A 15,352-nucleotide genomic window follows, 5' to 3' on the forward strand; every position below is an offset into this window, starting at 1 on the left:
CCCTGAAGATGGCCACCATATTTTGGTGCCAACTAATTCGAGATGGGGAGGAATTCTGCATGACAAAGATGCTTTTTGCGAGCGTCTCTTTCGCCGTGCTCTGCACGATGTTGCCGACGATTGGATACGCTCAGGATACTGGCCCGTCGGCGGACCCGGCGAGTGCCGAGGGCAGGCTTGGCGATATCATCGTGACTGCCCAGCGCCGTTCGGAAGACCTGCAGAGTGCCGCCCTGGCAATCACCGCGGTTTCCGGCGAGGATTTGATGGACCGGGGTGTGACACAGGTCGAGGATCTCGGCATCCTTTCACCCGGCTTCCAGGTCAACACCTCGGCGGGGCCGTATGCCACGTTCTCGGTCCGGTCGATTAGTTCGCTGAGCGGCAACGCCTTTGCCGATTCTGCTGTCGCGGTAAATCTCGACGGGGTCTACCTTGCGACCCCCACGGTGCTGCATGGCCTCTATTACGATCTTGAGCGGATCGAAATCCTGAAGGGGCCTCAAGGCACATTGTATGGCCGCAATGCCACGGCTGGCGCGATCAATATTATTCCGCGCCGCCCTGAGTTTCGCAATGGCGGCAATGCCAATTTGATGGTTGGAAACCTGGACCGGTTCAATATCGGTGGCGCGCTCAATCTGGCGGTATCCGATACCGTCGCCTTGCGCGTGGCGGGCCAGAGGGTGCGCCGCGATGGTTACATGAGTGACGGAGCATCGGACGATAATGGCGAAGCGATCCGCGCATCGCTGCTGTTCGAGCCCACGCCCGAACTTTCGATCCTGATAACGGGCGATTACGCACACCAGGGCGGCGTTGGCCCGGGGGCAACCATCCGCAAGGAATGCGCCAACATCCCCGGCAACACGCAGACCGGCGCGTGCTTCGTGGCCGATGATCCGTACACCGGCATCGCCGATCTTGCCGAGCAGTACACATCGGTAGGCGAAGCGCCGCCGACGCAAAATCAGTTTATCGAGGGCGACTATTACGGCCTCGCGCTGAATGTGAATTACGAAACCTCGATCGGCGATCTCACCTTCATCGGCGCCTATCGCGAAGCCGACAGTGCCTATGTCGGCACCGGCACAAGCTGGCAATTGCGCGAAATGCAGATGCCGACACAGACTTCGGCGGAATTGCGGCTGGCATCGAACAACGACGGCCCTCTGCAATATGTCTTCGGTCTCTATTACCTCGATACGACCATGGAATCCCGGTCGCAGAGTGAAAGCCTCAACAACAGGCGGTTCAGCGACTCCTTCACGAACAACGAGGGTTGGACCTGGGCGGCCTTTTCCCAGCTCACCTATTCGCTGACCGACAACTTCCGCGTTACCGGCGGGCTGCGCTACACTTACGAGAACAAGGAAACGGATTCAGAGCGTTACAATCTGCTGAACCTCGTCGGCCCCGATCCGGTGATCCCTGACGGCCCCAGCGGCGTGAAGACCATCGACCTAGAGGAGGAGGAAAGCTGGAATTCGGTCAACTGGAAGCTGGGCGTGGAATATGATGCCACACCTGACAGCCTGCTCTACGCCAACGTTTCCACGGGCTTCAAGGCAGGTGGTTTCTACTACGGTCCTCCGGGCTCCAACACATACGATCCCGAAAACGTGACGGCATATGCGATTGGCACGAAGAACCGTTTCGCAAACGATACGATCCAGCTGAATATCGAGGCGTTCTACCTCGACTACACCGACCAGCAGATATCCTTCGTGAAACTGATTGGCCCAGGATCGGTGGTGCTTGTCACCGAAAACGCCGGCAGTACCACCGCCTACGGCATCGAACTGGAATCGGAATTCCTGCTGGCCGAAGACACGCGCATCGGCTTTGCCGCCAGCTGGATAGATGCCGAGTATGACGAGTTCAGCTACGACACCGTAGCCCCGCCAAGCTCCACGACCCTGTGCGTGGTAGGTCCGCCATTCCCGTTCAATGTCGATTGCTCCGGACTGGAGCCGGTCAAGACGCCCCAATGGACGTTGAGCGGTTCGTTCGAACAGGGGTTCGAACTTGGCAATGGCGGGCGCATTTTCCTTGATGGACGCGGGCAGTACAAGTCGGCCTTCTTTCCTTCGACCGCCTACACCGTCGAAACGGTGGCAGACGAATCCTTCCGCGCGAACTTTGGGCTTGGTTACGAAGATCCGGCGGGCCGGTTTCGCGTCCGTGCATTCATCGACAATGCGTTCGACGAAGTTACGATCAACAATTCGACTGTGAATACAGCCTACAGCGAGAACCAGATAGTCGGGGTCAACTTGCTCGCCCCGCGGACCTATGGTGTGCAACTATCGGCAGATTTCTAGGAGGACAGCGTGAGCGAAGACGACAAGGATCTGGAACAGCAGGGCCTCGAAGTCCTCGCGAAGCTCGGCTGGGGTCAGAACGAGGGCACTCGCGAGCTAGATGAGGATATGTGGCGGATCATCACCGAGACGAATTTCGGCACGATCTGGTCACGCCCCGGCCTCTCCTTGAGAGAGCGCGAACTCATCTGCATCTCGATCCTGATCGCGCGCGGGGCGCATGGGGTGGCCATGCATTTCAAGAACGCTCACCACGTCGGCTTCACCGAGGAAGAGCTGAAGGAGATCGTTCTTCAGACAATTCCCTACGCCGGTCTGCCCCGCGCACTGGGTGCGATGGCACAGCTCAAGAAAACGCTATCCGGGGAAGAGCCGAAGCTATGAGTGCATTGGACAACGAAGCAGCTGGCGAGGGCAATATCGTCGAATCCAGGGCTGGCTTGGGTGCAGACGACATGATTTCTCCCGAAGAGTGGGCGGTACGTGTCGATCTTGCGATCGCGTACCGCCTGCTCGACTGGCTGGACATGACCGATCTCATCCACACCCATGTTTCCGTGCGCGTGCCGGGTGAGAGCGAACAGTTCCTTCAACTGCCCTACGGCCACCTGTTCGGCGAGGCGCGGGCATCACAGATGGTGAAGGTGGATCCGGAAGGCGGTATCATCTCCGATCCCACGGGGCTGGGTATCAGCAAGGGCGGCTTCTGCATCCACTCGGTAATTCACATGAACCGCGACGATGCGGCCTGCGTGATGCATGCCCATACCGAGGCCTCCATCGCGGTGGCCAATTACAAGCAGGGCCTGCTCCCGCTTACCCAGCATGCCCTGCGGTTTTACGGGCGTACGGGTTACCTCGACTATTGCGGCTTTTTCGATTCTTCGGAGAAGCGCGATCGCATCCCGGCAGCGCTGGGCAAGGGCGACGTGCTGATGCTGCGCAATCACGGTCCGCTGGTCGTCGGGCCGAGCGTCCGCATCGCGTTTTCGCGCATGTATTACCTTGAGCGGGCCTGCCGTATGCAGGTGGCATCGCTTTCGCAATGCACTGATCCAGCCGAAGAGCTTGTCTATGTCGAGGCCGGGGAATGCGAAACGCTGTCCAACGCCTTCCAGGGTGGAAGCGATGTGATCGATCGCGAATGGGAAGCGCTGGTGCGCATGCTCGACCGGACCAATCCCGGCTACGACGAATAGCGGTCAGGTAAAATATGGCGTCAGCAGTTCCTCGCCGGAAATGCAGCGCCGCACATTTTCGCGCAACTGGCCGAACATGTCTTCGCCAGCCTCCTGTGTGAAGCCGGCAATATGCGGGCTGAGAACGCAGTTGGGCACGTCCTTCCAAAGGGCCGCGTCGGTTGGCTCTTCAAGGAAAACGTCGAGCCCGGCCCCGCCAAGCTGGCCCGACATCAGGGCACTGCGCAGGGCACTTTCGTCAACGAGCATGCCCCGCGTGAAGTTTATCATAATACCCCTGGGGCCGAGCGCATCGAGGACCGAACGGTTAATCATGCCGGCATTCTGTGCACTAGCCGCGCAGGCGAGGAACAGGACGTCCGCCCATTCGGCGAGAGCGCCCAGCGATCCGACGCGCTCGTAAGGGGCATCCGGCTTCTCTCGCGGTCCCCACCAGCGCACGTCCATTGCATGGGCGGCAGCGCGCGTCGCGACTTCAGATCCAATCCTGCCAAGCCCGACGATACCCGCCCGCTTTCCCTTCAAGGAGGGACGCGGCGCCAGGCCCTGTAGGAAGCCCTGCTGCCAGCCACCGTCGCGGACAAGCGCATCTGCCTGCAACACACTGTGCCACTGCGCCAGCATGAGCGCGAAGGCCTGATCGGCCACATCATGCGCATTGACCCCTGCCGCCGTAGTAAGCTGGATGCCGCGCCGTTCGAGTAGATCGCAATCGATGGCCTCGATCCCCGTGGAGAAGCAGGCCACCAGCTTGAGGGCAGGCAGCTTTGCGACCAGATCCGGATCGAACGTGCTTCCCGCCGTCACCATGATCTCAACACTCGCCAGCACATCGTCTGACAGGCCATCGGCGATCTCGTCCGGTCCGATCATTGGCCAGCCGGAGTTCCACTCGGCGGAGCGGTCATACAGAAACCTGGCCGGGACTATGATCGGTGCAGTCACTGCCTAGATTCCAAAGCGTTCGCGCGCTTCCTCGACGCTCGCGGGTTCCATACCGAACAGGGCGCCGATCTCCTTCGCCTTTGCCACCATGTCGTGATTGTGCGTCGCGACCGATCCATCGGGCAGGTGAATGCTGTCTTCAAACCCGACGCGGACCAAGTCGCATTGCATGGACAGGCCAAGCGTAATCATCTTGAACATCTCGCGGCCGGTCGACGTGATGCCGAAAATCGCTTGCGGAAAATAGCGCAGCCCCTCCTCGATATTGAAGAGCAGGTTGCGGGTAATTGCCGGAACGGCGCCGAAGCCGCCTCCGTGAAGGAGCCAGATGTTCTTCTGGTGGCGATCGAAAAGTCCTTCCTCGGCATAGCGCATCAAGCGGTGGATCACGCTGGCTTCGACCACTTCATATTCAAGGGCCGATCCACGCTTGTAGACTTCCTCGATCGTGGAGCGGAGGAATTCAGGCGAATTCACGTAAGGCGTTTCCTTGTGATATCCGCCTTCCGGGTGATAGAAATCGGCCGATCCCGCTGCCACGCCGAACACATCGGGCTTGGGCTCGATATTCAGCAGTCCAAGCCGCTCCTTGTCCGTTGGCCAGATAAAGCCGCCGGTCTTCGGATCGCGACGCACGCCGATGCCATTGGTGGTCTGCACGAGGACGGGAGAACGCTTGCGGATTTCCGAGATGATTTCCGAATAGACAGCCGTATCGCTGGTGTTCTTGCCGTCGGGCCCGCGCGCGTGGATGTGGATCAGGGACGCACCGGCTTCGTAGCATCGCGCCGCGGCTTCGCCCAGTTCAACGGGCTGCTTGGGCACGATCGCCCCGTCGCGATCCTGCTGCATCCCGCCATTAAGGGCAGCCGTGATGATGAACTTGTTGCCTGCAAACATTGCCTTGGAGCCCCTCGTGTCTTCTGGTGGCTGAACATTGCCGGTCCGCCGAAATTCGTCTGTCCTCTCCCCGCGCGACTTGCGTGCTCCGGGGTATGACCATGGCGAAACTTGGCGATCTGGCTCGTTTGCGGCTGTCCTCTCAAGAGATGACAAACTTCCGCGACAGAGCGTGAAATCATCGTTATCAATAAAAAGCGTGCTGCACACGGTCAAAACCGGCAGCGCCTGAATAGCGGAGAAGGGAAATGCCTGAAATCAGGCAGATCAATGATTGGCGGTTGCCGGGCACAACTGGCGACGCATACGAAAAACTGCTGGCTACGGTGGGGACCGAGGAATTCGGTTCCACGGTTCGCGACTGCATCGCATCGGCCACTGCGGGCGTTCGCCGCGTCTACCTGTTCGAGGCGACCGGCAGGGAGCACAGCGAGCTACAATATTCTTTCTGCGAACCCAGCCTGACAAGCCTGCTGCCGTCATACCATAAGCATTACCTGCAACTGGATCCGGTTTGGGATGCCTATCGCGCGGCGCCTGCCGATCACGACATGGCGCTGCTGCGCATCCGCCCTGGAGACATCGCATCTGCCGGATTTCGCCGCACCTTCTTTGACGATTGCGGCATAGTTGAGCGGGTATCCTTCATTCAGCGCGGTGCGCAGCAATGGCGCATCATGAATGTGGCAAGACATAAGAACGTGGGATGTTTCAGCGACGTCGAACTCTCTTCACTGGTGGCAATTGCCTCGCTGGCCTTGCCCATGCTTCCGCTCAACAGGAAGAGACAAAAGGCACATCCCCAGTTGACCGTGCCGCAGATGGAGGATCGTTTTGCCAGCCGCTTCGAAGCTTTGACACCGCGCGAATGTCAGGTCTGCGCTCGGGCAGCCATTGGCATGAGCGTCGAGGCAACGGCGATCGACCTTGCGATCGCCAAGACTTCGGTCCTGACATATCGGCGCCGCGCATATGGACGTCTTCAGGTGACCAGCCCATATGAATTATGCGCTCTTGTGACGCAGTGACAGCACATAATCCCTCACGTGAAATTGAAAACTTATGATCTGGCGCGCCGTATCTGACTGAATGAAATAATCCGCATTCTGACAGAAACCCTAGTCCTGACCTTCCATCTCGTTCGCCTCGGGCGGGGTGAGTTCGATGTGGATGCCGTCCTGGTCAGGGCCATTGGGCGGCATCTGGTATCCGTTCGCGATCAGTCTCGATTGCGGCAGGCCCAGGCCGGGCACGCTGTCGGGCCAGTAATATTCGGGCACACGGCCCGAGACCGGGTTCTTGTAATGGAACCACATCGGCAGGATGTCCGGCCAGGCATAGGTCACGCCCGTGCCGCCGCGAAAATGTTCGGCGCGTCGGCCAAGTTCGGTCATCAATATGTCGGGTGGCAGCCTTTCGACAAGCGGGCTTTGTCCAGCCGCCTGGCCGGGCTCGACCGGGGCGACGCCGGCCCAGCCTTCGCGCCAGTTCTGGGTGACCATGTAATGCTCGTCGATCGTCAGGCTCCACAGGCGCCAAATGCCGTCTTCCAGCACGGCCTGATCATTGGGATACATCCCGGTATTGAACCCGGCTGACGAAAGGTAGTTCGGAGTTTCCCCTTTTTCCAGCGGCAGGCCGGTGCGCGGCTGGAACAGGCGGGTGCGCAGGTTTGCGGATCGTCCATCGTGCGAGACGTCGATCACCGGCTGGAACCGCCAGTGGAACGCGATGCTGTCGCGATATTCAGGCGGCTCTCCCCACATGGTGGTGGCGGCGGCCTGGATCCTGTCGCGGCCGAGGTAGAAGCCGGCAAAGGGCGAATGCTTGTTTCCGTTCTCGGCGAAGATGGATGCCAGTTCGACCCAGTAGAAATCGTCGAGATAATAGCCATAGGCGGAAGACACGTTGACCACCCCGTCATACGCCCATGACCGCTGCAATTTTCGCTTTGCATCGATGTAGCGTTCGGCCTCGCCGGTGCCGGTCTGCACAGCCAATGGCGGGTCAAGAGCCTCGCCATGCTCGTTCGCACCGGAAATGGTGAAACCAGCGATCTCTACGGGTTGCCCGGTGATCGGATGTGGCTCGGTAAATGCAGGGAGTACTCCGTGTTGGAGGCGCCACGTGCCGCCATTCCCCCACCCGTCCGCATAGTCCGCTTCCATCAGCGGGAAGATGCGCATCTCGGCGATTTTCCAGAGGCCCTGGTGAAGCACGAACTTGTTGCGTAACACCGCAAAGCTCCACCCGGCGCTGTCGCTCGTCCCCTTCATCCCCAGTTCCAGGCCGCGCGTGTGCGCGGTCTGTTGTCCGGCATCCACCGTCACGATGGTGTCGAACAGGGGGTGCTCGTTGAAATCGCCCTGTTGCAGTCCCTGCGGTCCCATCCGCTCCATCGCCTGGCGCACGCCATTGGCGCCTTGGAACGTGCCCACGCCGAAGATCTCCACCCGTGCATCGGGCGCGAAGAGGTCGAGCACGTCGTCCCACATCTTGCGGTCGACATAGTAGCCGTAGGCGTTCTGCAAATTGCGCACCTCGTCCTCGACATTCAGCGCGCCGATCCGCTGCTCCAGCGTGGCGAGGGTCGCGTTGGTCGCAGGGGCCGCGCCTTCGGGCGGAGGGATCGGAATACCGGTTTCATCAACGGTGAAGTGGAACGGGAATTGTTTCAGCGGCGCATCGTTCACATTCGTCCAGCCGTCGGCATAACTGCCCTCGTACTGGGGATAGTAATGCATTCGGGACAGCTTCCAGCTGCCGCCCTGCAGCACGTACTCGTTCTCGTAAATGCCGCCCTCTATCGTGGCGGAACCCCGCCCGTCGCCAGCCATCGTCATCGACATCCAGCGGGACTTGGCGGACTTGCCGTCCGGGGACAGGTTGACGAGCGGGTCTTCGATAAATTCGGTGTGCAGGGCACCGTTCGAAAGTCCTCGCGGCCCGATGTGATCGGCAAGCCATTCCTGGATCGCTCGATGCCCGCGGATTGCCTCTTCGCCCCGGACGAACTCTGCGTCATCGGTGAAAAGGGCGGCCATTTCTGCGGTCAGCCCGAATTGCGCGAACTGGGCGTAGAAACGCTGCACGTCCTTCACCTCCCGCACCGATTCCACGCGTGAGACGTCTCTTGCCAGCTCGTCCAGTTGCGCCCGCGAAACATCCTGCGCGGCAAGTGCGTTGGGCGAGGAAACGGCCATCAGGGCTGCGAACAGCAGGCGGCGCTGCATAGGAATCTCCCGTGATTTTGTGCGTAGAGCGCGTGTTGTCGCCCAGCATGCTGCCAGCGCAGATGCTGTTCAAGGCCGCATCGTCGGTTCGGCACCAAGGGTGCGGTATCCGTGCCTTCTGGGTCAAACCGGCGGGTCGATTATGCGTTCTTCCGGACAATTGAACAGCGCGGCGACGATTGTTGACCGGCCAGCACTTTCAGCGCCGCAAAAGATGCCATGCACCGCTCGGCATCCAACTAAAATACCAGACAAGACAATGAAATAAGGGGGTTGTTTCAGGACATGTCTCTTATCCAGCTTGCCGTCTTGACGAAGGCGCCTGCTGTTCATCCAGTCAATTAGCGCCGCCTGCGCAGACAAGAGAACGCCGGACGCGCTGCCATATGTGGTTGCGCAACATCAAGGGAGTTTTGGGATGACGTTGAAAGCAACGCTTTACACAAGTTCGCTATTCGCTCTGTTCGCTTCACAGGCAGCATTTGCTCAGGATGCAGCAAACGATGCGGGCAATTCGCCTGATACTGTACAGGATGCCGCCAGCGATCGGGCCAACGCACGTGATGACGATGTCATCTTCGTTACGGGCACGAAGATCGCGACCGACGTTCAGGATGTTCCCATCGCCATCACTGCCGTGACAGCCGAAACGCTGCAAACGCGCGGGATCACGAGCACGGCGGACCTTGGCGGTATCGTCCCGAATGCCAGCTTCCGCAAATCGCAGGGTATTTATGGCCCTGCAGTGTCCGTCTACCTGCGCGGCATCGGCCAGACCGATCCCCAGTTCAATGGGGAGCCTTCGGTCGCCTACTATATTGATGACGTCTATTACCCCTTCCTCTTCGGTTCGAACTTCGACCTGCTCGATCTGGAGCGGGTGGAAGTCCTGCGCGGTCCGCAGGGAACGCTGTTCGGTCGCAACTCCATCGCCGGTGCAATGAACCTCGTCACCCGCCAGCCAAGCCTGACGGAAGCAACCGGCTTCGTGGAAGTGACCGTGGGCGCATATAACCGGAAGGATCTGCGGGCAGGCTTCACCGTGCCTCTTACCGATACGCTGGCCGTCGGCGCTTCGTTCATTTCGAAGAAGCGCACCGGCTATCAGGAAATGCTCGATTTCTCTTGCCAGATGTATCTTAACGGCACGCCTGAGCTTGCCGGCACATTCCCGTTCCAGAGCCCGGAAACCAGTTTCGGGGGAACGCGCGAACCGGATAACTGCGTGATTGACCACCTGGGCGGGGAAAATACGAGAGCGGTGCGTGGCTCGCTTTACTGGGCGCCGACCTCGACGGTCGAAGTCTCGATCTCAGCCGATTACACCGATCAGAATGACGAAATCCCGGCGGAATACATCTTCGAAACCGATTATTCGCAGACCCTGACGCGGCCCAATTTCGTGACCGCAGCAGACCAGTTCTCGATCCCCGGCACGCCATTCCGCTGGGATGAAAGGTTCCAGACGGGCGATCCGTACAAGACCTACGACAACTACTGCGATCCATTTCCCGCAGGTACCAACATTCCGGGCAACAGCTATTACAACGGCTCCATTTACAAGGGCGGCTATTGCCACGGTAACACCGTTCCGCTCACCAGCCAGGGCGTGCAGGGCAAGATCATCGTCGGTCTGACCAACAACATCGATTTCACGGCGATTGCGGGCTACCGCAAGCTTGACCTGAGCTTCGGTGCGGCATCGGACGGCACCGTACTCAACGATTCCATTATCTATCACGAATTCCACGAGGACCACATCACGGGCGAATTGCGCCTGACGGGCCAGTTCGACTGGTTCGATTTCGTGACCGGCGCCTTCTACTACGACGGCAAGGCGGACCACTTCGGCAATCCCACGGGCGTGCGCGCCGGTACGCAACGGTTCCAGAACGACGTTTACGAACCTTCGGCCCTTGCCGGGTACGTCAATGTCAACGTGCGGCCCACGGACCGGTTGAGCCTCATCGGCGGCCTGCGCTATTCGCACGACAAGAAGGGCGTCTATTTTGAAAGCCTCACCGACAATACGCCGCCTGGATCGACGGAATTCGTGCCCTCTGCCGCCAGCACGATTTTCGATATCGAACTGGAGAGCAAGCGTTGGGACTGGAAGGCCGGCGTCGATTTCGAGCTTAACGACAACCTGTTGCTGTATGCATCCGCAGGGTCGGGCTATCGCCTGCCGGGCTTCAACGTGCGTCCCTCGCAAGCCGGGCAGGAGGGCCAGACTCCGGGTGAATCGCTCATCAGCTACGAAATCGGCGCGAAAGCCGAGTTCTGGGATCGCCGTGTCAAGTTAAACGTCGCAGCGTTCAAGATGGACTTCACGGAACGTCCGGCAGGATTCACCGGCCAGGAAGGCCAGTGGAACGACAATCTCACCGGCCTCGTCCCCGGCAATTCAACAGTGGTCAGCGCAGGACCGGAAGGATCCGAATTCGCCAACGCCTTCACCACGTGCCGCCCCTACAATGCGGCCTCCGACGGCCCCCCGCAGCTGAACACCACGCCGGATCAGGGTGTGGGCGTGAACTGCGTGGCGCGGGCCTTCAGCTACGGCGTGGCTGACGGCACGATCAAGGGCTTCGAAGGTGAGCTGGAAGCAGAGCCCATCGACTTCCTGACGATCAACGGCTCGATCGGTTACAACAAATACACGTCCGAAGATAACGCGCAGCGCACCATCGTGCCGGACTGGACCGCCAGCGCCGGTATCCAGTACGAGGCGCAGGTGCCGATGCTGGATGGAACGATCACGCCGCGCCTCGACTGGTTCTATTCCGGCACGATCTTTTACAGCACGCTGCCGCAATACCAGGAAAGTACGAAGCAGGAAGCTTTCAGCACCTTCAACGGTCGGATCACCTATCGCAACGATCCGCACGATTTCGAAGTCGCGCTGGGTGCCACCAACCTGTTCAACAACTTCTACTATCGCCAGAAAATCATTTTCCGCGGCTTCGGCTTGCCGACCAACCTCGGCCAGCCTGCCCCGCCGCGCGAATGGTATCTCAGCTTCAAGAAACGCTTCTGATTGGAGACGATGCCGGGCCGGGCAAGAATTGTCCGGCCCGGTTTCGCAACGCTTGGAGATATTGAAGCCGGGAAGGGACCGGGCGGCATGACCACTAGACTGCTCGATACGCATGCACATTTGATTGCCGACGACTGGGAAACCTATCGTGCTCGGCCGTTCACGCCGGACCTGCCTATGCCAGATCGGCCGGATTTCACCATGACTGCAGAGCAACTGCTGGCGCATATGGATCGGCATGGCGTGACCAGTGCCTGCCTGGTGCAGCGCGGCCATGTCTACGGGTATGATAATAGCTACATTCTCGATTCGGCGGCCCGCTATCCGGACCGTTTCCACCCGGTGGTGATCCTCGACACGCAGGACCCCGGCACGGCCCTGCGATATCGGGATCTGGCAAAGAACAGCGGCGTCGCGGGGTTCCGCATGGCCAACAGCAGGCCATGGATCCTCGATACCGCGTGGCTCAGTTCGCCCAGCGCGATGGAGGTGTGGAAGGCCTGTGCCGACCTTGGCACGCCGATGACGCTGATCGTGTTCGACAACCAGCTGTCTTACGTGCTGCCGCTGATCAGGATGATCGCGGGCATGTATCCGGACCTGCCCATCATTCTCGACCACGGGGCCATGCCTTTCGGCATTTCCCAATACGAGGTGGCGCTGCGCGAAGAGGCCGGGGAGACGGTGGTGATGCCGCCGCCGCCGGACTACGGCATGGACGGGACGATCTCTATCTTCGAGGATTGCCCCAACGTCTATTTCAAGATCACCGAGATCAACATGGAGCGGCTGGTGAAGGCCAACGTCCGCGCTGCCGATCTGCTGCGCCACATGGTTGACCGTTTCGGTCCGCATCGCATCGTGTGGGGATCGGACGTGGGGCAGAGCATGCTGTGGACCTATGACGAGAAGGTGGCGATGGCGGTGGGCGCTTGCGAGCTGCTTAACAAGGAGGAGAGCGCCGCCTTCCTGCACGACAATGCCGCGCGGCTCTACGATCTTGAAAAGGCGGCCCCTTCTTCCGGGGCTGCGGCATGATCTGGCGGGCGCAAATGGACCGTAGAGGCGCGCATATTTTACCGAGCCGGACGCATCGTGCGCTTGCGATTGACCTGTCCGCGCACCGGGCACACCCTGAAATCATGATGATAAGCGAAACCGGAGAGCTGGTATGAAATTCCTGCCCGAGCTGTGTGGCCGTCCCGTTTCCCGCCGGTCGGCCATGGTCGGGGGCACTGCGATGGGCGGGGCGCTGTTCGCCGGAATGGCACGGGCGCAGGTTCCCGCTGGCAGCGATGCTTGGCTGCCGCCGCGCAAGCTGACCGATGTGGATCACATGATCGTCTACCGCCGCGAGGACGAGATGGTCGGCTGGCCGCACGTCATGGGATACTGGAATTTTGATGACGGGGAGATCCTGCAGCAGGCGCGCTCCACCACCACGCGCTATGGCAATGCCGACGATATCAGCCATGACAATCTCGGGCGAGAGGGGCTGGGCACGCGCACGATCGGCCTGCGCAGCATGGATTACGGTGTCACCTGGCAGGACCCAATCGTGGACATCATGGAGAGGGCCGACCCGGCGCAGGCCGGCGCGGAAAGCATGGGCGACCTGCAACCGATCGACTTTCTCGACAAGAACGTGATCATCGCCAACTCGTCCCCCGGTTTCGGCACGCCGGAAGGGCGGACACTGGTGCGGGTATCGCGTGATCGCGGCCATAGCTGGGGACCGTCCATCGACATTCCGCTGGACGCGCTGCATTCGCTTTCCGGCATGAATTCCTCGCTGGTCCGGCCTGACGGAACGGCACTGATCTGGCTTATGGAAGTCGATGAGACAGGATGGAACCGCCACCCATGCGTCTTCGCGCTTCCGCCACGCGGCATGGATTTCCATTTCCTCACCTTCATCACGCCCAATCGCGATCCCAAGGGCGCGGCCGACGGGGTTTACGATACGACTTTCCGCTTTGGCGGGCATCGCTGGTTCTATCCGCGCGGCTATCTTCTGCCGAGCGGCAGGATCTTGTGCGCGCTACGCTCCCAGCGCGATCCGCGCGGGGCCATGTGGACGGAAATCTTCTCCAGCGATGATGCCGGGCGGACCTGGCAGTTCTTCAGCCGCGCGAATGATTTCGGCGCGCCGGGCAGCCTTGTGCAGATGTCGGACGGTCGGCTGGTGCTGGTCTACGGCTATCGCCTCGCCCCGCAGGGCATTCGCGCGCGGGTGAGCGAGGACGAAGGGCGTACATGGGGCCGCGAGCTTATCATCCGTGACGATGGCGGCAGCTGGGACCTTGGCTACCCCAACGCCTGGGCGATGCCCGATGGCAAGGTTGGCGTGATCTACTATTTCAACAGCAAGGACGATCCGGTGCAGGTGAACGGCGGCGTGCGCCACATCCAGCGTTCGATCGTCTCCATTGACTGAACCGATGGGCGCAGCCTTTTCCAAACCCACCCGCCGCAACCTGCTGACCGGGATCGGGGGCGCGGCGGTTCTGGCCTCCACCAAGGTCGCGGCGCAAGCGACCAGCGTGCTGGTACGCACCGACTGGAAGCCGGAAAAGGAAACCACTGCGCGGCACAGCGTCGTCTATCGCAACGAGGCCGAATTTGCCGCTTGGCCCTATTACTGCGGCCTGTGGAAGGTGGCCGACGGGTCCATCGTGGCGGGCTTCAAGCGGGTCCCCTCCGATTACGGACAGCCCGATGCCGTCGATCACACGAACCTGACGCGCAACATGGGCGAGATCGTCGTGATCCGCTCCACCGATGACGGGGCCACATGGGACCGGGATTCCATCGTCCCCGTCTTCGACATGCTGATCAAGGAAGAAAGCGACTTTCCCGGCGGAAAGGCGGATGACTGGTCGGACCTCCCGGCGCTCAATTTCTCGGACCGTGACACACTGCTGATGGGTGGCGGTATCCCGGCGCTGTTTGCCAATCCGGCGCAAGGCTGGATGCGCGCATCGACCGATGGCGGGCGCAGCTGGCGGCCGCATCGGTTACTGGAGATGGACGATTTTCCCTCTGTCTCGATCCCCGGCAGTTCCATGTATTCATTGCGGGCTGACGGCACGATGCTGTTCGGCGTGCAGACCAATGCGCCCGGCGCGCAAGGTCCGCGACCTATCGTCTATGCAACCGCCAATGGGAGGGACTTTCATTACCTCGGCTCGATCATCGGGTTCGAGGAGAAGAACCCCTACTATCCCGGCGGATCGCCCTTTGCCGCCGCTCCGCATTTCTACCCGCGTCCAGTGGTGCTGAACGACGGCCGCGTCATTTCCGCGCTGAGATACCAGCGCGATGCCCGCTACAATATCTGGACTGAGGTACACGAAAGCCTTGATGGCGGGCGCACCTGGCGCTGGCTCAGCCGCGTCAACGACTGGGGTGCGCCGGGGGACATCGTGCCGATGGAAGATGGGCGCGTGTGCTGCGTCTACGGCTTCCGCAACGCGCCGCAGGGCATCCGCTATCGCATCAGCGCGGACGGCGGCCTCACCTGGGGCCGCGAGATGATTTTGCGCGACGACGGCGGCAGCTGGGATGTCGGCTATCCGCGCGTGATCGAGATCGCGCCGGGCAGGCTGCTGGCGACTTATTACATCAACCTGAAAAACGACCCGATCCAGATGAACGGCGGCGTCCGGCATATCGCCTGCACCGTCTTCGAACCGTGAGCAGGGCAAGGAGAGC

Annotated in this window: 11 protein-coding genes; 8 read left to right on the top strand and 3 right to left on the bottom strand. The window is 60.6% G+C overall.

Annotated features, from left to right (window positions below):
* Nucleotides 1–59: 59 nt before the first annotated feature.
* The 3 genes from GRF63_RS05820 to GRF63_RS05830 are packed head-to-tail and all read left to right on the top strand — an operon-like array spanning nucleotide 60 to nucleotide 3,523.
* Nucleotides 60–2,324, top strand: a complete 2,265-nt coding sequence (locus tag GRF63_RS05820; protein WP_160484989.1) for a TonB-dependent receptor — start codon at nucleotides 60–62, stop codon at nucleotides 2,322–2,324.
* 9 nt (nucleotides 2,325–2,333) lie between these two features.
* Nucleotides 2,334–2,708 carry a carboxymuconolactone decarboxylase family protein gene (locus tag GRF63_RS05825; protein ID WP_160484990.1) on the top strand — a complete coding sequence of 125 codons (375 nt, stop codon included), beginning with the start codon at nucleotides 2,334–2,336 and terminating at the stop codon, nucleotides 2,706–2,708.
* A complete protein-coding gene (locus GRF63_RS05830; protein WP_202131571.1) occupies nucleotides 2,705–3,523 on the top strand; it encodes a class II aldolase/adducin family protein in 819 nt (272 codons plus the stop codon). The genes GRF63_RS05825 and GRF63_RS05830 overlap by 4 nt, the downstream gene beginning before the upstream one ends.
* Before the next feature lie 3 nt (nucleotides 3,524–3,526).
* Here GRF63_RS05830 and GRF63_RS05835 read toward each other — a convergent pair whose 3' ends face one another.
* Both GRF63_RS05835 and GRF63_RS05840 read right to left on the bottom strand, forming a co-directional pair.
* Nucleotides 3,527–4,468, bottom strand: a complete 942-nt coding sequence (locus GRF63_RS05835; protein ID WP_337189619.1) for an NAD(P)-dependent oxidoreductase — start codon at nucleotides 4,466–4,468, stop codon at nucleotides 3,527–3,529.
* A gap of 3 nt (nucleotides 4,469–4,471) precedes the next feature.
* Nucleotides 4,472–5,368: a beta-keto acid cleavage family enzyme gene (locus GRF63_RS05840; RefSeq protein WP_160484991.1), complete on the bottom strand. Its 897-nt coding sequence runs from the start codon at nucleotides 5,366–5,368 to the stop codon at nucleotides 4,472–4,474.
* 248 nt (nucleotides 5,369–5,616) lie between these two features.
* On the opposite strand from GRF63_RS05840, the gene GRF63_RS05845 reads away from it, so the two are divergent.
* Nucleotides 5,617–6,396: a helix-turn-helix transcriptional regulator gene (locus GRF63_RS05845; RefSeq protein WP_160484992.1), complete on the top strand. Its 780-nt coding sequence runs from the start codon at nucleotides 5,617–5,619 to the stop codon at nucleotides 6,394–6,396.
* Nucleotides 6,397–6,486: 90 nt separating this feature from the next.
* Here the strand turns inward: GRF63_RS05845 and GRF63_RS05850 are convergent, their stop codons facing one another.
* On the bottom strand, nucleotides 6,487–8,601 hold the full coding sequence (locus GRF63_RS05850; RefSeq protein ID WP_160484993.1) for a nuclear transport factor 2 family protein: 2,115 nt from the start codon (nucleotides 8,599–8,601) through the stop codon (nucleotides 6,487–6,489).
* Nucleotides 8,602–9,019: 418 nt separating this feature from the next.
* Between GRF63_RS05850 and GRF63_RS05855 the strand changes: the two genes are divergently transcribed.
* The 4 genes from GRF63_RS05855 to GRF63_RS05870 all read left to right on the top strand — a co-directional run bounded on the left by GRF63_RS05855 (nucleotide 9,020) and on the right by GRF63_RS05870 (nucleotide 15,336).
* Complete coding sequence (locus GRF63_RS05855; RefSeq protein ID WP_160484994.1) at nucleotides 9,020–11,638, top strand: TonB-dependent receptor; 2,619 nt, start codon at nucleotides 9,020–9,022, stop codon at nucleotides 11,636–11,638.
* 87 nt (nucleotides 11,639–11,725) lie between these two features.
* Nucleotides 11,726–12,676: an amidohydrolase family protein gene (locus GRF63_RS05860; protein WP_160484995.1), complete on the top strand. Its 951-nt coding sequence runs from the start codon at nucleotides 11,726–11,728 to the stop codon at nucleotides 12,674–12,676.
* Nucleotides 12,677–12,809: 133 nt separating this feature from the next.
* Nucleotides 12,810–14,075 (top strand): sialidase family protein, encoded by a 1,266-nt coding sequence (locus GRF63_RS05865; RefSeq protein ID WP_160484996.1) that lies wholly within the window; start codon nucleotides 12,810–12,812, stop codon nucleotides 14,073–14,075.
* The gene (locus GRF63_RS05870; protein ID WP_160484997.1) at nucleotides 14,068–15,336 is read left to right on the top strand and encodes a sialidase family protein; all 1,269 of its coding nucleotides are present in this window, start codon (nucleotides 14,068–14,070) and stop codon (nucleotides 15,334–15,336) included. The genes GRF63_RS05865 and GRF63_RS05870 overlap by 8 nt, the downstream gene beginning before the upstream one ends.
* The last annotated feature ends 16 nt before the right edge of the window (nucleotides 15,337–15,352 follow it).

The sequence above is a fragment of the Aurantiacibacter rhizosphaerae genome (assembly GCF_009807005.1).
GTDB lineage: Bacteria > Pseudomonadota > Alphaproteobacteria > Sphingomonadales > Sphingomonadaceae > Alteraurantiacibacter > Alteraurantiacibacter rhizosphaerae.